This is a genomic window from Amycolatopsis sp. cmx-4-83 (assembly GCF_046548815.1).
In the GTDB taxonomy this organism is placed as follows: domain Bacteria; phylum Actinomycetota; class Actinomycetes; order Mycobacteriales; family Pseudonocardiaceae; genus Amycolatopsis; species Amycolatopsis pretoriensis_A.
Genome location: NZ_JAEBEF010000007.1, coordinates 560,201 through 582,094, shown reverse-complemented (window position 1 = coordinate 582,094; position 21,894 = coordinate 560,201). Strand labels below are relative to the sequence as shown.

Sequence of the window (21,894 nt, the reverse complement as noted above, 5' to 3'; positions counted from 1 at the left end):
ACTGCCCGGCCTTCACGTTCCGCTACTACGAGAATTGCGCTGGGATCGCAATGGGGTGCGCGCTGGGCGACGCGCACGGGATCGCGATGTCCCGCGCTTCCTCTTCGCGGACGCCGTGCGGTCGGAGCTTCGCCTCCCCTTGCCACGATGACGAACGCTCGAAGCCGGCAAAGCGGCGGCGGGGCCTGCACCCGCGCAACAGCCGGTGCGGGTCCCGCCGAACCAGAAGCCGGACGGCTCAGTTGACGATGACGCTGTCCGGCACCGCCGAGTCGTTCTTCAGCGCGTCGAACAGCTGCTTCGACTTGTTCTTGTCCCAGTTCTCCGCCGACCCGCTCGTGACCGGCACCGTCGTCGTCACCACGCCGCCCGAAGAGATGCCGCGCATCGCGATCGCCAGGCCCGCCAGGTTGTGGACGTGGTCGCTCGAATCCATCGTCAGCGCGTCCGGGGCCGAGGACAGCAGGGGGAAGAAGTCGAACGGGTTGAGCAGCGTGCCCGGGCTCGCGATCTGGCTGACCAGCGCGCCGATGAACTTGCGCTGGTTGGCGACGCGGTCGAGGTCCGAGCGCGGGGTCGCGTCGCTGTGGCGCATGCGGACGAAGCCCAGCGCGGAGCGGCCGTCGAGGGACTGGCAGCCGGCCTTGATGCTGATGCCGGTCATCGTGTCGTTCATGTCCTTGTCGATGCACATGTCGACGCCGCCGATCGCGTCGACGATCTTGGCGAAGCCGCCGAAGCCGATCTCCGCGTAGTGGTCGAGGTGCAGGCCGGTGGCGCCTTCGACGGTCTGCGCGAGCAGCTTCGGGCCGCCGAGGGAGAAGGCCGCGTTGATCTTGTTCGTGCCGTGGCCCGGGATCTTCACCTGGGAGTCGCGCGGCAGCGACAGCAGCGTCGGCTTCGTGTCGTTGTCCGGGATGTGCGCGACCATGATCGTGTCGGTGCGCTGCCCGCCGCCCGCCGCGGCGACGTCGCCGGTGGCCAGCCGCTCCTCGTCCTCGGCCGTGAGGCCTTCGCGGCTGTCCGAGCCGACGATCAGCCAGTTGGTGCCGGACTCGGCGACCGGGCGGCCGGAGTAGTCGGCGAGCGCGTCGACGCGCTTGATCGAGAACTCCAGGTAGACCCAGATGCCGGCGAGGAAGACGACGAAGACCAGCACCAGCGTGCCCAGGACCTTGCCGAAGCTCCACCGGCGCCGCCGCGGCGGGCGGGACGGCGGGTAGTCGTCGGCCGGGCGCGGGGGCTCGCGGCGCGGCGGCGGGGGCGGCGCGTACTGGGGCTCGGGCTCCCCCATCGGGCGGGTGCGCTCGTCGTACGGGCTCCGGCCACGCCCGGGCAGCGGCATCATCTGCGCGCGCTGGTGCTCCCGGGAGCGCCCGGCGGGCGGCCGGGGCGGCGGCATCCGGCGCCCGCCGTCGTCGCCTCGGTACGTCATCGCCATCACCCAATCCCGATCCGGACAAACCTGTCTTCGTCAGTACACCGCACACGTCCGCTAGGAGGACGTCCGGCACCGGGGTCGGGTTGCGACGCGGGGCTACTCGCCGGTCGCCTCGTAGCCGAACTGGTGGACCTTGAGGTACCCGGAGCGGAACCCGGCCTCCGAATAGGCCAGGTAGAACTCCCACATCCGGCGGAAGACGTCGTCGAACCCGAACCCGGCGATGTCGGTCCAGCGGTGCAGGAACCGTTCGCGCCACAACCGTAACGTGCGCGCGTAGTCCTGGCCGAACTCGCGCATCCCGGCCAGCTTGAGCCGGGTGTTCGCCTTGACGCCCTCCTCGATCGAGCGCACCGACGGGATGATGCCGCCCGGGAAGATGTACTTGTGGATCCAGGTGTAGGCGCGCGACGACGCCAGCATCCGGTCGTGGTCCATGGTGATGGCCTGCAGGCCGAAGCGCCCGCCGGGGCGCAGCCGCTCGCCGATCGTCTCGTAGAACGCCGGCCAGTAGGACGCGCCGACGGCCTCGATCATCTCGACGCTGACCACGGCGTCGTACTGGCCGCTCGACTCCCGGTAGTCGCACAGCTTCACCTCGACGCGGTCGGAGAACCCGGCCGCAGCGATCCGCTCGGTCGCCAGCGCGCGTTGTTCTTCCGAGATGGTCAGTGACGTCACGCGCGCGCCGCGGGCGGCGGCGCGGATGGCGAGTTCACCCCATCCGGTACCGATTTCGAGGACTTCGCTGCCGTCGCGGACACCCGCGTAGTCGAGGACGCTGTCGATCTTGCGGTGCTGGGCCGCGGTGAGGTCGTCGCCGGGGCCGAACAGCGCCGAGGAGTACATCATCGACCCGTCGAGGAAGGCCCCGAACAGGTCGTTCGACAGGTCGTAGTGCCGGTGGATGTTGGCCCGCGCGCCTTCGAGGCTGTTCTCCTCCGACGGCGGCTGCGTGCGCTCGGCGATCCGCCGGAACTTCTGCAGCGCCGGCGGGACCAGGGTGCCCATCCGCTCGGCGAACGGCGTCAGCACCTCGGCCAGGTCGGACGCGGTCCAGTCACCGGCCATGTAGGACTCGCCGAAGCCGATCTTGGCGTCGGCGCCGAGGCGGTGGAAGAAGGATTCGGGGCGCAGAATCCGCATTTCGGGTGAACCCGGGCCGCCGGCGCCGAGCACCGTGCCGTCCGGGAACGTCACCCGCACGTCGAGCGGGCGGACCGCGCGGCGGAACAGCGCGGCGGCGATGCGCGCGCGCACCGGTGAGTGCGGCGGGCTGGCCAGGCCCGGCCAGCGGGACTCCTCAGGCACGTCCTCCGCCGATACCCGGTCAACGCTCGAAGTCGTCACGGTCGCTCCCTCCGGCCGGCATCGCCGGTGATCGATCTTAATCGCGCACCCCGCAGGGCGCTTCGCCGAATGCCCTGTTCGGGGCGGTCTCACACGGGTATTCGGAGCCGCTCGGGCCCCGGTGCGGCCCACGCGCCGCGCAACTCGTCACCGACGTCCCCGGCGAGCACTTCCAGTGTGAAAGCAATCGTCAGCCGGGTCCACACGGACGAGCGGCGCAGCATCGCGTGGCCCTCGTTGGCGATCTCGAACCGCGCGACGCGGGCGGCGACGCCCTCGGCGCGTTCGGCGAAGGCGTGCGACTCCGCCGGGCTGGTCATCCGGTCGCGGGTGCCGTGCACGATGAGCACGGACCGCCCGGCGACGGCCCCGACCGGCTCGCCGCGCGGCGTCCACGGCGCCAGCGCGCAGATCCCGCGCACGGCGGGGTCGTCGGCGACGCGCAGCGCCACCCGGCCGCCCATGGAGTGCCCGACGAGCACGACCGGGACGCCGGGGTGGTCGGCGCGGATCCGCTCGAGGGCCCAGCGGGCGTCGTCGAGGGGGTGCATGGCGGGCGCGTTCCAGCCGTAGCGGCGGTTGCGCAGCAGCCGCACCTCGACGCCGCGGCGCCGGCCGGCCCGGTGCAGGGCGCGCGCGATCGGGACCATCCTCAGGTAGGCGAGCTTCCAGGGCGGCACCGCGCCCAGGCCGCGTTCCGCGCCGCCGTGCAGCACGAGCACGACCGCCTCGGTCCGCCCGCGCGCCGGCCGCACGGACACCGCCGGTTCCGCCTCGCTCACCCGCGTCCTCCTCGTCGCCCCGCATTCGGGTCAACTCGATCGTCCACCCGGCTGTTCCCCCGCGCACCACCATCTTCGCGGTAGATTCGGCGCCCGATCCCCGACGGAAGGGTGGGTGTGGTGAGCGCCACGGACATCTCCGGCAGTGTCGCCAAGCAACTGGCGGACCTCGAGCAGGCCAACGCCGAGGCAGTGCGTGAAGCGGCGGAACTGGTCCTGGGGGTGATCCGGGCCGACGCACTGGTCTACACCGCGGGCGCCGGGCACTCGCTGGCCGCCGTCGCCGAGACGTTCTACCGGGCCGGCGGGCTGGCGTGCGTCTACCCGCTCTACCACCCGGACCTGCTGCCGCTGCACGGCGCGGTGAGCAGCACGCAGACCGAGCGGCGCACCGGGCTGGCCGCGGAGGTGCTGGCCGAGCGCGCCCCGGGCCCGGCCGACGTGCTGGTGGTCTTCTCGACGTCCGGCTCGAACCCGTACCCGGTCGAGCTGTGCATCGAAGCGCGCGAGCGCGGCGCGGCGGTCATCGCGGTGACGTCGCGGGCGTGCGTGGCGGCGGCGCCGAAGCGGTCGTCGAGCAACCTCGTCGAGCAGGGCACGGTGGTGCTGGACTCGCTGGTCATCCCCGGCGACGCGAGCTACCCGCCGGACGCCCCGCGCACCGCGCCGCTGTCCACTGTGGTCAACGCGTTCCTGTGGAACCTGGTGCTCGCGCAGGTCTACGACCGCGGCGCGGCCGAGGGTCTCGACGTCCCGCTGTGGCGCAGCTCCAATGTGGAGGGCGGCGACGAGGCGAACGCGGCCCTGCTGGAGAAGTACAGCGCGATCGTCCCCCGGCTGCGCTAGGCCGGACGTCCGCCCCAGTCCGTGAAAAAGCACCGGCCGGGCACGTCTTGACGGGCGTGCCCGGCCGCTTTAGCTTCGACATACCGACTGGTCGGTGTGGACCGGTCGCGCCCCGAGGAGGTCCGATGGACAGCGCCACGGCGACCGTGCACGGCGAGTGCGCGCCCGGTTTCGAACCGGTGCGCGAGGCCTTCGAGGAGAACTTCCGCTCCCGCGGCGAGCTGGGCGCGGCGTTCACCGCCACCCGGCACGGCGAGGTCGTGGCCGACCTGTGGGGCGGCTGGACCGGGCCGGAGCGCGACGCACCCTGGCGGCCGGACACGCTCGCCAACGTGTGGTCGACGACCAAGGGCATGACCGCGCTCTGCGCGCACCGGCTCGCCGACGCCGGCGAGCTGGACATCGACGCCCCGGTCGCGAAGTACTGGCCGGAGTTCGCCGCGGCGGGCAAGGCCGAGGTGCCGGTGCGGTGGCTGCTCTCGCACCGCTCCGGCGTGCCCGGCATCGGCCTCGACCGGCCCGTCCGGGTCGACGAGCTGTACGACTGGGACCTGATGACGTCGCTGCTGGCGGCCCAGGAACCGCTCTGCGAGCCCGGTTCCGCGGGCGGCTACCACGCGCTGGCGTACGGGTGGCTCGTCGGCGAGGTCGTTCGGCGGGTCGCCGGGCAGGGCATCCGGGAGTTCTTCGCCGAGCAGGTCGCCACCCCGCTCGGCGCCGACGTCTCGATCGGCCTGGCCGACGACGCCGACCTGGCCCGGTGCGCGACCCTCGTGGATCCGGTGCTGACCGAGGAGGTGGCGAACGCGCTGGCCGCCGCGTTCGCGAGCGCCGGTCCGGTCGCGCAGGCCGCGCTGGCCAACCCGCGCCTGTCCGGCCACGACGCGAACGAGCCGGCCTTCCGCCGCGCGGTCATGCCGGCGCTGAACGGCCACGGCACGGCCCGCGCGATCGCGACGATCTACGGCGCACTGACCACCGGCGGGCTGCTGTCCGCACCGGCGCTGGCGAAGGCCCGCGAGAGCCAGGGCAAGGAGATCGACGCGGTCCTGGGCCTGCCGAACGAGTGGGGCCTGGGCTTCTACCTGGGCAGCGACGCCCACGGCTTCGGCCCGAACCCGACGGCCTTCGGCCACGACGGCCTCGGCGGTTCGACCGGCGGCGCCGACCCGGAGAACGGCATTTCGTTCGGCTACACGCTCAACCAGCTGGGGCCGCTGATCCGCGACGATCCCCGCAAGATGGCACTGGTCCAGGCGGTGTACGCGAGCCTGGACGGCCAGAACGCCTGACGCGCGGGCCGGCACCCCACCCGCGGCCAGGTGGGCTGGCCGAGCACGCGGGCCGGGTCGCGACGACCGCAGCCCACAGCGTGCTCGGGAAGAGCGGCCCAGCTCGGACAAGCCAATCGACCAGGTGCGGCTGCCTCGCGCGCGAGGCCGGGCCGCCTCAGCACCGGCACGAGGGGGCAAGCCGATTGCCCGGACCCAGCCACCCGACACCGGAGAGCCAAGGCACGAGGTTTGAGCCATGCCCCCCGCGGAGCCGGCGCGGCGGACCACAACACCCGCCCGCCCGCAGCACGCACCGGGCCCAGCGCGGGAAGGCCGTGCCACCAGCGGCGGCCAGGGCGCACGGGTCGGCGCCCGCAAGTCAGCCGCAGCACCCACCGGACCCGGCGCGCGGGCAGCCCCGCGCGCCGGGGCTCGGCTCACACCGCCGCCGGCTCCTCGTCCGCGAACTGCGTCGCGTGCAACGTCGCGTACCGGCCGCCGCGGGCCAGCAGCTCGTCGTGCGTGCCGCGTTCGACGATCTCGCCGTGCTCCAGCACCAGGATCTGGTCCGCCGCCCGGACCGTCGACAGCCGGTGCGCGATCACCAGCGCCGTCCGGCCGGCCAGTGCGTGGGTCAACGCCTCGCCGACCGCCGCCTCGGACTCCGAGTCCAGGTGGGCCGTCGCCTCGTCGAGGATCACCACCTTGGGCTGGGCCAGCAGCAGCCGCGCGATCGTCAGCCGCTGGCGTTCGCCGCCCGACAGGCGGTAACCGCGCTCGCCCACCGTCGTCTCGAGGCCGTCCGGCAGCGAATGGACCAGCTCGCCCAGCCGGGCCCGGTCCAGCGCTTCCCAGATCTCGTCGTCGGTGACGCCCGGCCGCGCGTAAGCCAGGTTCGCGCGGATCGTGTCGTGGAAGAGGTGCCCGTCCTGGGTCACCACGCCGACGGTTTGCCGCAGCGAAGCGAAACTCAGGTCGCGAACGTCCACATCGGACAGCCGCACCGCACCCGAGTCGACGTCGTACAGGCGCGGCAGCAGCGACGCGATCGTCGACTTCCCCGCCCCGGACGACCCGACCAGCGCGACCATCTGGCCCGGCTCGGCGCGGAACGAGATGCCGTGCAGCACCTCCTCGCCACCGCGGTGGTCGAGCGTCGCGACGTCTTCCAGCGACGCCAGCGAATACCGGTCCGCCGCCGGGTAGCCGAAGCGGACGTCGGCGAACTCGACCGCGACCCCGTCGGACGGCGGCAACGCGCGCGCCGACGGCTTCTCCTTGATCATCGGCTCGAGGTCGAGGACCTCGAAGACGCGCTCGAACGACACCAGCGCGGTCATGACGTCGACGCGCACGTTGGCCAGCGCGGTCAGCGGCGCGTACAACCTGGTCAGCAGCAGCGCCAGCGCGACCACCGTGCCCGGCGCGAGCTTGCCGGTCAGCGCGAGGTAGCCGCCGAGGCCGTAGACCAGCGCCTGCGCCAGCGCCGACACCAGGGTCAGGCTCGTCATGAACCAGCGGGTCAGCATCGCGGTGCGCACGCCGATGTCGCGCACGCGCCCGGCCCGCACCCCGAAGTCGTCCGCCTCCTGCACCGGGCGGCCGAAGAGCTTCACCAGCGTCGCGCCCGGCGCGGAGAAGCGCTCGGTCATCTGCGTGGTCATGCCGGCGTTGAGGTTCGCGGCCTCCCGCTGCAGCCCGGCCATCCGGCGGCCGAGCCGGCGCGCGGGGATGACGAAGATCGGCAGCAGCACCAGCGCGATCACCGTGACCTGCCAGGACAGCGTGAGCATCACCGCCAGCGACAGCGCCAGCTGGATGGTGTTGGTGACCAGCCCGGACAGCGTCGCGGTGAACGTGCGCTGCGCGCCGATGACGTCGTTGTTGAGCCGCGAAACGAGCGCGCCCGTGCGGGTGCGGGTGAAGAACGCGACCGGCATCCGCTGCACGTGCTCGAACACCGCGCGGCGCAGGTCGAAGATGATGCCCTCGCCGATGCGCGCGGACTGCCACCGCTCGATCAGGCCGAACCCGGCGTCCGCGATCGCCAGCGCGGCGATGACGACGGCGAGCCAGACGACCACCGGCAGGTCGTGGCCGCCGACGATCGCGTCGACCACCTTGCCCGCCAGCACCGGCGTCGTCACGGCCAGGACGGCCGAGACGACCGTCAGGACCAGGAACGCCAGCAGGCGCCGCCAATGCGGCCGGGCGAACCGCGCGATGCGCTTGAGCGTGCCGCGGCTGAGCCCCTTCGGCACGTCGTCGGCGCGCATCGCCGAACTCCACAGTCCCCACATGTTGTCCATGGGAAAACCCCCAGTCTCTAAACCTCTACCTTAGCTAAGGTTTTCTCCGGATATGACCTGGACAACGCCACCATCGCCCGTTTCCTTCCCGCGGCCGTTCACTCCGCGCGAACAACCCGCTCCAGCGCGCTCCGCAGCCCTTCGGCGTCCTCGGCGGCCAACGGTGCCAGCAACAGTGCCTCAGCCCGCCGCGTGGCCGCTTCTCCCGCTTCGCGGACCCGCTCTCCGTCACCCGTCAGCGTCACCAGGCGCTTGCGGCGGTCACCCGGCGCGACCTCGCGCCGGACCAGGCCCTTGGCCTCGAGCTCGTCGACGAGCGCGACCATCGTCGTCCGGTCGACGCCGAGCCGCGCCGCACCGTCCTGTTGCGACTGACCCGGCCCGTCGCCGAAGAGGGCCAGCAGCGCGAGCTGCCGCCCGGTGACGCCGAGCGGCTCGTACAGCGGCTCGGCCAGCTCGGCGAGCCGCGCCTGGGCGTGCTTGAGCAGGTAACCGAGCCGCCGGGTGACGGCCGGGGGTGCTTCGAGGTCGCTGGACACGGGAGGACTCTACCCCTACGCTGATCGTCAGTTTTACTGACGATTTGCAGTACTGATAATCAGGAGAGCCCGTGACCACGATCGGACTGAAGCCACCCCAGCAGCACCTCGGCATCCAAGAGCTCCGCGAGACCTGGGCGATCGCCGACGACGCCGGCTTCGACGGCTGCTGGGTGTTCGACCACCTCGCCCCGATGGGCCCGGACCGCACCGGCGACGTCTTCGACGGCTGGAGCCTCCTGGCCGCGATGGCCGAAGCGACGGAACGCGTGCGCATCGGATGTCTGGTGGCCGGGAACACCAACCGGCACCCGGGCACGTTCGCGAAGATCGCGGCCACCGTCGACCACCTCTCCGGCGGCCGCCTCGACGTCGGGCTCGGCGCGGGCGGCGACACCCGCACCGACGCGATGATGGGCACACCGACCCCGACGGCTGTCGAACGCGTCGAAAGACTCGCCGAGGCCTGCGAAATCCTCCGTCTGCTGTGGACTTTGCCGTCGACGGACTTCCCCGGCCGCCACTACACGCTGACCGGAGCGGTGAGCGATCCGAAGCCGTGCCAAGCGAAACCGCCGCTGTGGCTGGGCAGCAGCGGCGAGAAGCGCGGGCTGCGGGTGGTCGCCGAGCACGCCGACGTCTGGCTCAACGCGGCCCTGCCCGGCACCGCGATCGCCGAGCTGCACCGGCTTTCCCGGGTCCTCGACGAGCACTGCGCCGCCGTCGGCCGCGACCCCGCGACGATCCGCCGCGCCGTGCAGTTCCGGCTGCCCGCCGACGCGGACGCGGCGCTGCGGCTGGCGCGGGACTACGTCGAGGCGGGCTTCACCGAGCTGGTCCTGATGCCCGGCGGACCGGACGGCGTCGTCGCGGCCTGCGAAACGGCGGCGAAGCTCCTCCCCCGCCTGCGAGACGTCGGCTGAACCGGGCGGCGGGCCCCTCGGTAGCCTGACCGGGTGGGAACGGAGGTGGGCCGGGCGCCCGCATGGCGGCGCGCGGCACGGCTCTTCACCGCACCGGCGCGCACGCTCGACGTCGCCGCGGTGCGCTGGGACCTGGGGTTCTACCTCGTCTGCCTGGCTTTCGCACTGCCGACCGCGCTCAAGTCCGAGTTCTACGGCTACCGCGTCTGGGGCAACTTCGCGACGGTCGCGTACGGCTTCGGCGTGCTGCACAGCGGGTGGCTGCTGTGGTCCGCGCACCGGGGCCGCGCACCGCGCGGCGTGCTCGGTTCACGCTGGTGCGGCATCGCCGCCGTCGGCTTGTTGGCCATGATCCTTCCGTTGGCGCTTCTGGTGATTCGCCGCCTGACCGGAGTGGACTGGCTGATCACGCCGTTCTCGTGGGCCGCGCAGCCCGAGGTCTGGGTGATCGAGCGGTCCGCGGATCTGCTGCTGCACCACGGAACCCCGTACATCGACGTCACCGCGCTCGGCCGGCCCCCCGAGGTAAACGATTACACGCCCTACGGTCCGGTGATGGCGCTGTTCGGCCTGCCGCGGGCGGTGTTCGGCGGCTCCCCGGTGGCGGACGCGCTCACCGACGCCCGCTGGGTGTTCGCCCTGGCCGCCTGCGCCTGCGTGCTGGGCACGCTCAAGCTGCTGAAGTGGCCGAAGGTGCCGGTCGGGGCCGCGCAGCTCGCGCTCGCCTGCCCGCTCACCGCGCTCACCTGGGCCGTCGCCGGCCCGGATCTCGCGATCGTCGGCCTGCTGGTGCTGGCCTGCGCGCTCGCCGCCACCGGGCGGGTCGCCTGGTCGGGACTCGTGCTGGCGCTGGTGATCAGCGCGAAGCTCATCGTCGCGCCCGCGGCCGCGGTGCTGGCGGTGTTCGTGCTGGTACGCCGGGGAAAGCCCGCGCTGGCCCGGTTCCTCGCCGCACTGGTCGCGACGACGGCCGCGCTGCACCTGCCCGTGTACTTCGTGGACCCGGCCGCGTTCGTCGAACACGTCTTCCGGTTCCCCCTCGGGATGGGCGCCGTGCGGTCGCCCGCGGCGAGCCCGTTGCCGGGCCACCTGATCGCCGGTCTCGGCGTGGTGGGCCAGGTGACGGCGTTCGTGCTGGTGGGCGCCGCCGCCGTGGCCGTGCTGGTCTGGCTGGTGCGCCGGCCCCCCGCGAACGGCTCCGACGCGCTCCTGCGCGTCGCCGTCGGACTCGGCGCGTTGATCCTGCTGACCCCGGCCACCCGCTACGGCTACCTGGTGTACCCGCTGGTCCTGCTCGGGGCCCACCTGGTGTTCCGCGTGGCCGAAGATCCCGCTGCGCCCCCCGCGCAGCAGTCCGCGACTACTTCTTCTTGACCCTGGTGGCCCCGCCGCGCCCCCGCAGCTGGACTCCGGACTCCGACAGCACCCGGTGCACGAACCCGTAGGACCGGCCCGTCGACTCCGCGAGGGCCCGGATGCTCGAGCCCTTCTCGTATTTCTTCTTCAGGTCAGCGGCCAGCTTGTCGCGCGTGTTGCCGGTGATCCGCGCGCCTTTCTTGAGATCAGCCACGTCGATCGCCTTCCCGCCGAGAGTGTTCTGGGCCACATATCGGCCCCTGCCGGGGCAATGATCGAACACTGAGCGCCGGATTGCCAGACGACAGCCGTAAAACGACCGAAATTGCGATCACATTGGGCCATTCCAGTGCCTCACCGGGAGTGATCTTGCACCCGAATGGACGCACCCTCAGGCGAGCTGGACGAGTTCCAGGTAGTCCGCCGACCAGTGGTCCTCGGTCCCGTCGGGCAGCAGGATGACCCGCTCCGGCTCCAGGGCCTCGACCGCGCCCGGGTCGTGGGTCACCAGGACGACGGCGCCGGAGAAGCTGCGCAAGGCATCCAGGACCTGCGCGCGGCTGGCCGGGTCGAGGTTGTTCGTCGGCTCGTCGAGCAGCAAGACGTTGGCAGCGCTGGAGACCAGGCCGGCCAGCGCGAGCCGGGTCTTCTCGCCGCCGGAAAGCGTGCCGGCGGGCTGGTCGAGTTGTTCGCCGGTGAAGAGGAACGAACCCAGCAGGTTCCGCAACTCCTGCGCTCCGGTGTCCGGAGAGAGATGTCGGATGTTTTCCCACACCGACGCATCATGATCAAGAGTTTCGTGTTCCTGTGCGTAATAGCCCAAACGCATTCCGTGACCCGGCAGGATCTCGCCGGTGTCCGGGGTTTCCATTCCGCCGAGCAGCCGGAGCAAAGTGGTCTTTCCCGCACCGTTCAGGCCGAGCACGACCACCTTCGAACCGCGGTCGATCGCGAGGTCGACACCGGTGAAGATTTCCAGTGAGCCGTACGACTTCGACAGGCCCTCGGCGGTCAGCGGCGTGCGGCCGCAGGGCGCCGGGTCCGGGAACTTGATCCGGGCGACCTTGTCGGCCACCCGGGTCTCGTCGAGCGAGGACAGCATCTGCTCGGCGCGGCGCGCCATGTTCTTGGCCGCCACGGCCTTCGTCGCCTTCGCGCCGAGCTTCGCGGCCTGCTGCTGCAGCGCCGACGCCTTCTTCTCGGCGTTGGCGCGCTCGCGGCGGCGGCGCTTCTCGTCGGTGGCGCGCGCGTCGAGGTAGCGCTGCCAGCCCATGTTGTACAGGTCGAGCTCGGCGCGGGTGGCGTCGAGGAACCAGACCTTGTTGACGACGTCGCCGAGCAGCTCGACGTCGTGGCTGATCACGACCAGGCCGCCGTCGTGCTGCTTGAGGAAGCCGCGCAGCCAGTTGATGGAGTCGGCGTCGAGGTGGTTGGTCGGCTCGTCGAGCAGCAGGATCGTCTCGGACTTGCCGCCGGCGCCCGCTTCGGCCGCGGCGAACAGGATCCGGGCCAGCTCGACGCGGCGGCGCTGACCACCGGAGAGCGTCTGCAGCGTCTGCGCGAGGATCCGGTCGGCGAGGCCGAGGTTCGAGCAGATCCGCGCGGCTTCGCTCTCCGCCGCGTACCCGCCGAGGGACGCGAAGCGCTCCTCGAGCCGGGCGTAGCGGTTGATGGCCTTGTCGCGCGCGGCTTCGTCGACGAGCTCGGCCATGGAGGCCTGCGCCTTCTCCATGTCGCGCATCAGCTTGTCGAGGCCGCGCGCGGAGAGCACGCGGTCCTTCGCGGTGACCGAAAGATCACCTTCGCGCGGGTCCTGCGGCAGGTAGCCGAGCTCGCCGCTGCGGCGGACCTCGCCCGCGTGCGGCTCGCCCTCGCCGGCGAGGACCTTCAGCGAGGTGGTCTTGCCCGCGCCGTTGCGGCCGACGAGGCCGATGCGGTCGCCGGACTGGATGCGGACGGTGACGCCGTTGAGCAGGATGCGCGAACCCGCGCGCAGCTCAAGGCCGGTGGCCGTGATCAAGGGAACTCCCGTGGACGGGGGTGAACGGAGGACAGCGACAGGCGGCCACTCGGGCCGCGGCGTCACTCCAGCTGGATATCCACGGAGACCAGTGTACGGGGCGGGGCCCACGGGTTTTTCCGGACGTGTGCGGTCTCACCCGTCGCGCAGCGTGACCTGCACCGACGTCGCGCGCACGGCCGCCTCTTGGACAACGGCGAAGCTCGGCTCGCCGACCTCCAGCACGCGGCGCTCCGCGCGGGCGAACAGCGGCGCCAGCCGGCGGTCCCCGCGGAGTTCGTCGAGAGCGCGGCGGTCGCCGCCGAGCACCACGGCGTCCACTTCGGACAACCGCGGCACGAGCACCTCGACGGCGTCCTTCGCCGCGTCCTGGCGCGCGTGGCGCGCCTGTCCCGCGCGACGCCGGGCGAAGCGCTGCTGCGACCAGCCGCCCGCGGCCGAGCGGCCCTGCACGAGGTGCCGGTCGGTGCGCGAGACCTCGACCCGCCCGGCCCGCGCGATCCCGGCGCTGTGACTGCCGAGCCGCACGAGCAGCAGCGCGATCCGCCGCGGCAGGAGCACGTGCGCGAGCAGCGCGTCGAGGGAGGGTTCGTCGAGCGGTCCGAAAGGGACGGTCGCGGTGGCGGTGGACCCGTCGGCCGCGGTCACCCGGACCTCGTCCGGCCCGGCCTCGGTGGCGGCGATCCCGCCGTGCCGTTCCGCGAACCGCGCGAAGAAGCCCTCGAGCCGCTCGGCCGGTACCTCGACCGCGCGGCCGCCGCCCGCGACTTCCTGGGGTTTCACGGGGAAAACGGTACGGGGCCGCCGCGAAGTTCGCGACGGCCCCGTACCCCTCGAAGGGATTACAGCGGGTGCACCGGGCCGTTGTTCGTCACGCCCCGCACGTTCGACGGCGCGCCGGCCGCCGGGGGCTGCACGAACCCGTTGATGTGCAGCGCGACCGAGCGGATGAAGCCGGCGTCGCCGCCCGCCGCGTCCACCACGCCGAACGTCCACGTGCCGTCCGCGGCCGCGCCGGTCAGGCCGCCGGTCAGGGACTGCGTCGGCCGCCAGGTGCCGGTGAACGGCGCGTTCGCCGAGGTCACCGTGCTGAACGCGGCCGCCGCGTTGTCGGCGAAGACGACCTTGCACAGGTTCTTGCCCGAGCTGCCGTTGCGCTGGAACACCGTCGCCTTCGCACCCGAGGGCGAGGTCAGCGTGCCGACCAGGTCACCGACGTAGGAGTGGTTCAGGCCCACCGTCGTCGAGGCCGGGTCGGTGCTGCACGTGGTGCCGTCCACGGAGAACGTCACCTTGGACGCGCGGCCGACCCCGGTGACCGGGATGGTCACCGACGCGCCGACCGGGCTGTTGTCCGGGATCGCCACCGGCGCGCCGGTGTAGGCGAAGTCCTGCGCGACCGGCGACGGGGTGCCGACCGGGAGCGAGAACGTCTGCGTCGTCGGCGAGTGCGCGCCGGCGAAGGTGACGCGGGCGTTCAGCACCACCGGCACGCCGAGCTGCTGGCTCGCCGGGACGGTGATGGTGAAGTCGTTGACGCCGGTCTGTCCCGGGCTGATGGTGCCGTAGGACTTGGACCGCGGCGCCACCGTGACACCCGGGGTCGGGCTGGTGAGCACGACGCTGGTGGACACCGCGGTGCCGTCACCGTCGTTGGTCACCGGCAGCGTCACCTTGGCGGTGTCGCCCGGGTCGAGCGCCGAGCCGCCGTCGGCCGGGGTGACCGTCGGCTGCTTGGCCACCGCGAGCGGCTGCGGGCTGGCGCCGGTGTAGGCCAGCACCTTGTCCGCGAGGATGACGCCGGACCCGGTGAAGTTGTCGCGGCCCGGGGTTTCGATGTCGATCGCGGTGTTGATCAGTGCTTCGCGGACCTCGGACGGGGGCAGCCCGGGGTTGCCGGACAGCACGAGCGAGGCGATGGCGGCCGCGTGCGGTGCGGCGGCCGAAGTGCCGAAGAACGGGTTGAAGCCGGTCACGCTGGTGGTGACGCCGTCGGCCGCGGTGATCTCCGGCTTGTTCCGGACCTCGCCGCCGGTCGAAGACACGTTGCCCGGGGTGATGGGCGTGCCGTCGGCTTCGTAGAACACGCGGCGCGGGCCGTCGGAGGTGAACCGCTCGGCCTTGGTGGCGCCGCTGAACGCGCCCGGGTACGGGCCGGCCGGGTTGGCCGGGTCACCGGGCTCCAGGAGCCGGCCGAACGCCTTGGCCGCCGGGGCCGCCGCGACGCTGAAGGCGTCCCGCGCGGCCGAGTGGCCGACCGTCACGCCCGGGGTGTTGAAGGCCTTGAGGCCGTCCGCCGAGTCGGAGAACCGGCCGCGCAGCGCGGACAGCGACAGGTAGCGGTTCGCCCCGGAGAACTTCACGACGGCCAGGCGCAGCCCGGTGCCGCCGAAGGCCGGCGTCTGCAGGATCTCGAACGGGTCCTGGGTGCCGTCCTGGACGTTCTGGCTGAAGCTGACCACGGCACCCGCGGAGTTGAGCAGGTAGAGGTCGTAGTCGTTGGCCGAGTGCCCGATCGGGTCGGACCAGTGCAGCGTCACCGGGACGCCCGCCGAAGAGGCGTCCGAGATCGGCTCGAAGATCTGGTTGCCCGCCGCGCCGGCGAAGTTGTGCGCGGTGCCGGCGAACTTGCCGACCGACTTGCCCGAGTCGACGAAGTCGCCTTCCCAGTGCCCGGCGGTGCCGCTGGCGACGTTGCCCTCGTTGCCGGCCGAGGAGAAGTACAGCGCGCCGTCGGCGGTCACGTCGTTCACGGCCTGGGCGATGATCCAGTCCTGGAACGGCGATTCCTTGAAGTAGATGACGTCGTCGACGATGACGTCGCAGTGCGACTCGAAGCGCAGCTTGCGGATGTTGTCCGCGAAGCTGGCGTCGGAGTTGAACGCGGAGGCGAAGCCCAGCTTCGCGTTGGGCGCGAGGTCGTGGATGATCTCGAGCATCGCGGTGCCCTCGTCGCCGTCGCCCTCCTGGCCGGCGATGACGTCGACGTCGGGCGGCAGTTCGCCCTTGGCCACCGAAGCGGCCAGGGAGTCGACGCCGTCGGACAGGGCACACGCCTTGACGCCGACGCCGGTGACGCCGAACTGCTGGCGCGCGATGTCGGCGTTGTGCGCGCGGTCGCCCTCGCTGGTGAGGGTCGCGGCCGCGGCGGCGCTGCGCTGGGACTTGGCGCTGACGGCCTTCTGCAGCTCGCCGGCGATGCGGTCGGCCTTCTGCTGCTTGGTTTCCGTCTTGCCGGGGGTCGTCGCGGGGGTGGCCAGCTCGCGGGCGGTCATCGCCCCGTCGGCCTGCTCGACGCGCTGGACGTCACCGCGGGCGGCGATCTCGCTGACCTTCGCCACCGGGACTTCGGCCCGGACGCTGCCGTAGCGGTCGGACACCGCGCGGATGCCCGCGCCGGCCTTGGTGAGCCCGGCGATCAGGTCCGGCGAGACCTTGCTCGCGCGGACGTCGACCAGGACGGTCCCCGCCGCGGAGACGCCGGACTGGAGCGCGTTCAGCTGCTTGGTGACGCCCTTCTCGGCGACGAGCAGCTTGCTGTCCACTTTGGACTCGACGGCGGTGCGGCCCGCCTTGACCGCCTGCAGCGCGGCGATCTGCTGCTGGGCGGTCTCGGTGAAGGCGTCCGGTGTGGACGCGGCGGCGGCCCCCGCCGCGGGTGGGGAAACCAAGCCGAGCGCGGCGAGCAGGGCCGCGGCTCCGGCGGTGAGCACAGTGGATCTCGATCTGTTGGAACGGGTACGACGCACGGGCGCCCTCCGAATCTCCAGGCGCGTGCCCCGACTCACGCTGACCGACCGCCGGTGATCACCGGCAGGATCAAGCTAAGTACGGTGTGTACTACGTAAGAACCCGCCGTTCGAGTGACAAAGGACGGGTAATTTCCGGAACCGGCCGGATGTCGTAGGCCGTTCAGCGCAACGGTGAACTTCCCACCGGACAAGGGCGGGACAACGACCCCACCGCAAGGGGCGACCACCGGCTGGGACGTCCACAATCACCACCGCGGGCGCGTGCAACCGCGCGGCCGGCGGGGGAAAGCCGTTACCGCGCTCAGAGCACGAACGAGTCCTGCCGCCACGGCACGCCGGTGCGCCACCGGAATCCGGCGACCGCCCGCCCCGCCCACCTCCGCGGGCGCTCCACCGGCCAGCGCTCACCCTTACCTCGCGAGCGAACAGCGGTCCGGCGGCGCGGTGACCCGCCCGGAACGCACGGACCGCACCGCCTCGGCGGGCCCACCGCCTCCGCACGCTCAGAGCACGAACGAATCCGACCACGGTTGCGAAGCCCGCCCCGACAGCGCGTCCAAAAGGGTCACCGCCTGCTTGTCCGTCAGCGAAGCCACGAAGTCCACCACCGCACGGCCCCGCGCCAGCCCCCGCACCGCGTCCGCGCCGGTCACCGGCTCGCCCGTCGCGCCGACCAGCAGCTCCGGCGCCGTCCGGGCCAGGCCGTCGTACTCGGCTCGGGCCAGCTCGACCAGGTCGTGCAGGCGGCGCGGGAGGCGCGACACCTCGTCGCGGTCGAGCAGCCACGCGTCGAGCGCGTCGACCAGGCTCGTCACCAGCCCGGCCTGGCCGCGCTGGTGCAGCGCCAGGTCGGGGCGCAGCAGCACGAACCGGCGGTGCACGAACTTGAGCACCTGGACCTCGTGCCACTGGGCGGGCCGCAGCGAGACGTGCCCGGTGCGGGTGGACGGCGACGCGAGCACGACCACGCCGTCGACCAGCCGGGCCGTCCAGTTCGCCGAGAACGCCGCCGTCGCCTGCTCGGCCTCGATCGAGCCGTCGAACTCCCCGGCCAAGAGCCCGTCGACCAGCTCCGCGCGCACCCGCGCGACGGCCGCGGCGAACGCGTCGTCGTCGACGATCCACGCGTCCTTGGCCTGCATGCGGCGGCGCAGCCGTTCCAGCGAGCGGCCCGGGCGGCGCAGGTCCGCGTGCAGCGCCTCGTCGTCCAGCGCCGCCAGTTCGGCCGCGTGCTCGAGCCACTCCCCCAGCTCCGCGGCGACCGGCGCGTGCTGCAGCACCCCGATGCGGTGGAAGTCCTGGAGGTCGTGGATGGCGTAGGCGATGTCGTCGGCGGTGTCCATCACGGACGCCTCGACGGTCTGCTGCCAGCCTTCGACGCGGCCCGCGAACGCCGCGCGCGCGTGCTCGAAGTCGTCGAGTTCGGTGGCGTAGGCGGAGAACTTGGCCGCGCCGGTGCCCGGCAGGTCGCCGGGCTCGCCGGCCCCGCGCGGCGGCACGGCCATCGCCGACGGGTGCGGCGCGGGGTGGTGCAGCCGCAGCCACGGGTACTTGAGGACGGCGGCGCGCACCGCCGTGGTGAGGTCGAGCCCGACCGCAGACGGCCCGCGCACGTCGGTCGTGGTGATGATCCGGAACGTCTGCGCGTTGCCTTCGAAGCCGTCGGCGAGGCCGAAGCGGTGCCGGGCGATCCGGTCGAGCGTCTGCTCGCCGAGGTGCCCGAACGGCGGGTGCCCGAGGTCGTGGGCGAGCGCGGCGGCCTCGGCGACGTCGGGGTCGCAGCCGCCCAGCTTGTCGGCGAGGCCGGCGTCGGGCCCGGCGGTGATGCGCTCGGCGATGGCGCGAGCGACCTGCGCGACCTTCAGGCTGTGGGTGAGCCGGTTGTGCAGCAGCCCGGCCCCGCCGGCGCTGACCACCTGCGTCACCCCGCCGAGGCGCGCGAAGAACGGCGACGCGGCGATCCGGTCGCGGTCGATCCGGAACGGGCTGGTCGCCAGGTCGGTGAACCCGCCGGCGCCGGCCGCGGGGTCGCGCCGGGCCGTCCGCGGGTCGGTCTCCTGATCCATGCGCCCGACCCTATCCGGCGATTCACCTGAACGGCGGGCAGGCGCGTGGGTACCCCGGTGGCATGTCCCGACGGATGGTCACGGCACTCGCGGTCCTCGCCTTCGCCCCGGTCGCCTGCGGCGTCACACCCGGCGCACCCGGCACACCCGGCCCGTCGACGGTCGTCAAGACCGCGACCTCGGCGCCCGCGCAGCTGGTCAAGGTCCCGGACGTGTCCGGGATGAACCACCAGGACGCCCAGGACGCGATGCAGCGCGCCGGGCTCTACAACCTGCGGGAGGTCGACGGCTCCGGGCAGGGCCGGATGCTGGTGATCGACCGCAACTGGGTGCAGACCGGCCAGGACCCCGCGCCCGGCACCGAGGTCCGGGCGGACGCGGTGATCACCCTGACCGCGGTGAAGTACACCGACCGCTAGGCCTCCGGCGGGGTCGTGTACGCCTTCAGCGTGCGGTCGGCGGCCGCGCGCGCCTTCGCCGGGTCCGCACCCGCCGCGACGTCCGCCTCGTACCAGGCCTCGTTCGACGCCGTCATGAAGCGGATGCCCTCGGGCGACATCATCCAGGCCATCGCCGCTTCCGGGTCGACCGCCGAACCGCGGTTGGCCAGGTGCACGACCAGGCCGACCAGCGCGCCGTCCCAGCCGATGCCGACCGCGCCCGGGCCGAACTCGTCCCAGCGCTCGTCGACGTGGGCGACGTGCTCCAGCTCGAACCGCGTGCCCTGGCCCTCCGCGGTCAGCCGCACCTCGATCCAGCTCACCTGGCCGCCGAACTCCCACGTCGCCGCGAAGCTCTTCGGCGGGTCGCAGCGCTGGACCGTGCCGCCCGCGTTGCCCTCCAGCTGGTAGCTGCCGCCGACCTTCAGCTCGCCCTTCACCGGCAGGAACCAGCGCGGGATGCGCTCGGGGTTCGTGCAGGCGTCCCACAGGTCGTCGACGTCGGTGTCGTAGACCTGGCTGATCGTGAGCACCCGGGCCTGCTTCCCCTCGAGCACCCGGTCGCCGAGGGTCCGGCGCACGGCGCTGATCTGGTGGCTGACTTCGATCACGGGGAGTCTCCTTGTTCGGTGAGGCGCCGGGCGCGCTTGCCGCGGGCGATTTCGGTGGCCAATGCGTCCAGAGGCGGTGTCCAGTACCGGCGGAACCGGTCGAGCCAGACGTCGACGTCGCGCAGCGGCGCGTGCCCGACCGCGTAGAGCCGCCTCGTCCCGTCCTGGCGGACGACCGCGAAGCCGCTCTCCCGCAGGACCTTCAGGTGCTGCGACACGGCGGGTTGCGAGATGCCGAACTCGGCCCAGATCACCTCGGTGACCGCACCGGCCGCCCGCTCGCCGTCGGCCAGCAGCTCGAGGATCCGGCGGCGGACCGGGTCGCCGAGGACGTCGAACGCGTGCACCCGGCCAAGCTACAAGTCCGCACTTATATAAGTCAAGGCTGAACTAGTGGCGGTTGTCACGCGCAGTTACTCCGATGTGGGTAACGCCGGTGAACATCAGACGACATCCGTTTCGCTCGCGCGGCCCAGCCGCGAGGATCGGATCGTGAAGTCGCCACGCGCGGTCCGCTTCGCCTTCCAGCCGCTGTACAGCCTCCAGACCGGGGGTGTCGTGGCGCACGAAGCGCTGGCCAGGCCCGGCCACGGAACGGTCCCCGACCTCCTCGCGCAGGCCCGCCGCGAAGGCCGGCTCGCCGAGGCCGACCTCGGGCTCGCCATCGCCGCCGTCCGCCAGGACGCCGAAGAGCCGACCTCGCTCCCCCTGCACCTGAACCTCTCCGCCCGCACGCTGGCCGCGCCCGCGGCGATGTTCGACGACCTGCTGGCCGAGCTCGGCGACGCCGGCCGCCGCACCCGGGACGTCGTGCTCGAGATCGGGCCGCCGTTCGCGGCGGTGCCCGGCGAGCGCGCGCTGTCCGGGATGCGGGCGCTGACCGAGCTGGGCTTCCGGCTCGCCCTCGACGGGCTCGGCCGCGGCGACCTGCCGCTGGGCCTGCTCGTCGACGCGCCGGTCGATGTCGTCAAGCTCGACCGCACGGTGCTGCGCGGCCTGCCGGACGACCCGGCCGCGGTCGCCGTCGTCGAGGCGTTGCTGCACTTCACGAACCGCACCGGCACGCGGCTGGTCGCGACGGGGCTGGAGACCGACGCCCAGCTCGAGGCCGTCCGCGGGCTCGGCGTCCGGATCGCGCAGGGCAACCTGCTGGCCCCGCCCACGGCGGAAGGCCCGGCCCCGGCCCTGTTGACGCGGCCGCGGGCGGCCGTCGCACCGGGTCCGGCGAAGTGCGTCGGCGACTTCCTGCGCCCGGCGACGACGTTGCCGGAGTCCGCGACGTGCGACGAAGTCCGCGAAGTGCTCGCGGCGGCCGACGCGCCTTCGGGCGTGGTCGGGGTGGACGAGCTGAACCGGCCGCGCTGGTCGGTCGACCGGACGCGGTTCCTGGTCGCCGTGACCGGCCCGTACGGGCACGCGCTGCACGCGAAGCGCCCGGCGGCCCGGCTCGCCGACACCCCGCACACGATCGAGGCCCGCGCCGGCGCGATGGAGTTCCTCGAGCTGGTCACCGACGCCGACTGGGGCCGCACCGGCGACGACGTCGTCGTGGTCGACGAGGTCGGCCGCTGCCTCGGCGTCGTGCTGGTGACCGAGGTGGTGCGCGGGGTGGCCGAGGCGAAGGTCGAGGCCGCGGCGGCGTTGAACCCGCTGACCCGGCTGCCGGGCAGCGACACGGTCGCCCGCGACGTCGCCCGCCGCATCACCATCGGCGAGCCGTTCGTGGCGGCGTGGCTCGACATCGACAGCTTCAAGGCGGTCAACGACACGGCGGGGTTCGCCGCGGGCGACAACCTGATCCGCGAGCTGGGCCGCGCCCTCACCGACCTGAGCGGCGGCCTGCGCCGCATGCGGGTGAGCCACGTCGGCGGCGACGACTTCCTGGTGGTCTGCGACGTCGACGAGATCGCCACGGTGGCCGGCGCCCTGCTGGACCGCCACTGGTCGGCCGACGGCCTCCCGGTGACGGTGTCGCTGGCGACGCTGGTCTGCGCGAGCGACGCGATCCGCTCGTACCATGAGGTTTCGCGGCTGCTGGCGCCGTTGAAGAAGCGCGCGAAGGCGGTCCCCGGGTCGAGCTGGGTCCTCGGCCGCCCGGGCGCGGAGCGCGTCGAGGTCCTGCGCGGCATCGGCACCCGCGGCTTGCAGGCCGCCGCGGGTTGACACCCACCGGCGAACCTTCGCG

18 protein-coding genes are annotated in these 21,894 nt (G+C 72.7%); 6 read left to right on the top strand and 12 right to left on the bottom strand.

The window, feature by feature from the left end:
• Positions 1-238 precede the first annotated feature (238 nt).
• From ACLJQM_RS24350 to ACLJQM_RS24340, 3 genes are all read right to left on the bottom strand, one after another.
• Positions 239-1,441: an LCP family protein gene (locus tag ACLJQM_RS24350; protein WP_247011413.1), complete on the bottom strand. Its 1,203-nt coding sequence runs from the start codon at positions 1,439-1,441 to the stop codon at positions 239-241.
• 96 nt (positions 1,442-1,537) lie between these two features.
• Complete coding sequence (locus ACLJQM_RS24345; RefSeq protein ID WP_410632880.1) at positions 1,538-2,791, bottom strand: class I SAM-dependent methyltransferase; 1,254 nt, start codon at positions 2,789-2,791, stop codon at positions 1,538-1,540.
• 89 nt (positions 2,792-2,880) lie between these two features.
• Entirely contained in the window at positions 2,881-3,573 is a 693-nt protein-coding gene (locus ACLJQM_RS24340; RefSeq protein ID WP_247011415.1) for an alpha/beta hydrolase, read from the bottom strand.
• 117 nt (positions 3,574-3,690) lie between these two features.
• On the opposite strand from ACLJQM_RS24340, the gene ACLJQM_RS24335 reads away from it, so the two are divergent.
• A complete protein-coding gene (locus ACLJQM_RS24335) occupies positions 3,691-4,419 on the top strand; it encodes an SIS domain-containing protein (RefSeq protein ID WP_410632879.1) in 729 nt (242 codons plus the stop codon).
• Positions 4,420-4,544: 125 nt separating this feature from the next.
• Positions 4,545-5,711 (top strand): serine hydrolase domain-containing protein, encoded by a 1,167-nt coding sequence (locus ACLJQM_RS24330; RefSeq protein WP_410632878.1) that lies wholly within the window; start codon positions 4,545-4,547, stop codon positions 5,709-5,711.
• 419 nt (positions 5,712-6,130) lie between these two features.
• On the opposite strand, the gene ACLJQM_RS24325 is transcribed toward ACLJQM_RS24330, so the two are convergent.
• Positions 6,131-8,002 carry an ABC transporter ATP-binding protein gene (locus tag ACLJQM_RS24325; protein ID WP_247011419.1) on the bottom strand — a complete coding sequence of 624 codons (1,872 nt, stop codon included), beginning with the start codon at positions 8,000-8,002 and terminating at the stop codon, positions 6,131-6,133.
• A 98-nt stretch (positions 8,003-8,100) separates the two neighbouring features.
• The gene (locus tag ACLJQM_RS24320; protein WP_410632877.1) at positions 8,101-8,541 is read right to left on the bottom strand and encodes a MarR family winged helix-turn-helix transcriptional regulator; all 441 of its coding nucleotides are present in this window, start codon (positions 8,539-8,541) and stop codon (positions 8,101-8,103) included.
• 71 nt (positions 8,542-8,612) lie between these two features.
• Here ACLJQM_RS24320 and ACLJQM_RS24315 point away from each other — a divergent pair, with 71 nt between their 5' ends.
• Positions 8,613-9,464, top strand: a complete 852-nt coding sequence (locus ACLJQM_RS24315; protein ID WP_360773217.1) for an LLM class flavin-dependent oxidoreductase — start codon at positions 8,613-8,615, stop codon at positions 9,462-9,464.
• Positions 9,465-9,497: 33 nt separating this feature from the next.
• Positions 9,498-10,838, top strand: coding sequence for a glycosyltransferase 87 family protein (locus ACLJQM_RS24310; RefSeq protein ID WP_410632876.1), 1,341 nt, complete (start codon positions 9,498-9,500; stop codon positions 10,836-10,838).
• On the opposite strand, the gene ACLJQM_RS24305 is transcribed toward ACLJQM_RS24310, so the two are convergent.
• From ACLJQM_RS24305 to ACLJQM_RS24285, 5 genes are all read right to left on the bottom strand, one after another.
• Positions 10,825-11,034 carry a helix-turn-helix domain-containing protein gene (locus tag ACLJQM_RS24305; protein ID WP_003071237.1) on the bottom strand — a complete coding sequence of 70 codons (210 nt, stop codon included), beginning with the start codon at positions 11,032-11,034 and terminating at the stop codon, positions 10,825-10,827. The two genes, ACLJQM_RS24310 and ACLJQM_RS24305, sit on opposite strands and share 14 nt — an antisense overlap.
• 177 nt (positions 11,035-11,211) lie before the next feature.
• Positions 11,212-12,840 (bottom strand): ABC-F family ATP-binding cassette domain-containing protein, encoded by a 1,629-nt coding sequence (locus ACLJQM_RS24300; protein WP_247011426.1) that lies wholly within the window; start codon positions 12,838-12,840, stop codon positions 11,212-11,214.
• 135 nt (positions 12,841-12,975) lie between these two features.
• Complete coding sequence (locus tag ACLJQM_RS24295) at positions 12,976-13,623, bottom strand: acVLRF1 family peptidyl-tRNA hydrolase (protein WP_410632875.1); 648 nt, start codon at positions 13,621-13,623, stop codon at positions 12,976-12,978.
• Positions 13,624-13,682: 59 nt separating this feature from the next.
• Entirely contained in the window at positions 13,683-16,553 is a 2,871-nt protein-coding gene (locus ACLJQM_RS24290) for a S8 family serine peptidase (protein ID WP_410632874.1), read from the bottom strand.
• 542 nt (positions 16,554-17,095) lie between these two features.
• Positions 17,096-18,658 carry a deoxyguanosinetriphosphate triphosphohydrolase family protein gene (locus tag ACLJQM_RS24285; RefSeq protein WP_247011432.1) on the bottom strand — a complete coding sequence of 521 codons (1,563 nt, stop codon included), beginning with the start codon at positions 18,656-18,658 and terminating at the stop codon, positions 17,096-17,098.
• A gap of 62 nt (positions 18,659-18,720) precedes the next feature.
• On the opposite strand from ACLJQM_RS24285, the gene ACLJQM_RS24280 reads away from it, so the two are divergent.
• On the top strand, positions 18,721-19,077 hold the full coding sequence (locus ACLJQM_RS24280; protein ID WP_360773231.1) for a PASTA domain-containing protein: 357 nt from the start codon (positions 18,721-18,723) through the stop codon (positions 19,075-19,077).
• Here ACLJQM_RS24280 and ACLJQM_RS24275 read toward each other — a convergent pair.
• Together ACLJQM_RS24275 and ACLJQM_RS24270 are read right to left on the bottom strand one after the other, a co-directional pair.
• Complete coding sequence (locus ACLJQM_RS24275; protein ID WP_410632873.1) at positions 19,074-19,709, bottom strand: SRPBCC family protein; 636 nt, start codon at positions 19,707-19,709, stop codon at positions 19,074-19,076. The two genes, ACLJQM_RS24280 and ACLJQM_RS24275, sit on opposite strands and share 4 nt — an antisense overlap.
• Entirely contained in the window at positions 19,706-20,056 is a 351-nt protein-coding gene (locus tag ACLJQM_RS24270; RefSeq protein ID WP_410632872.1) for an ArsR/SmtB family transcription factor, read from the bottom strand. The genes ACLJQM_RS24275 and ACLJQM_RS24270 overlap by 4 nt, the downstream gene beginning before the upstream one ends.
• 145 nt (positions 20,057-20,201) lie before the next feature.
• On the opposite strand from ACLJQM_RS24270, the gene ACLJQM_RS24265 reads away from it, so the two are divergent.
• Positions 20,202-21,872, top strand: a complete 1,671-nt coding sequence (locus tag ACLJQM_RS24265; protein WP_410632871.1) for a GGDEF domain-containing protein — start codon at positions 20,202-20,204, stop codon at positions 21,870-21,872.
• The last annotated feature ends 22 nt before the right edge of the window (positions 21,873-21,894 follow it).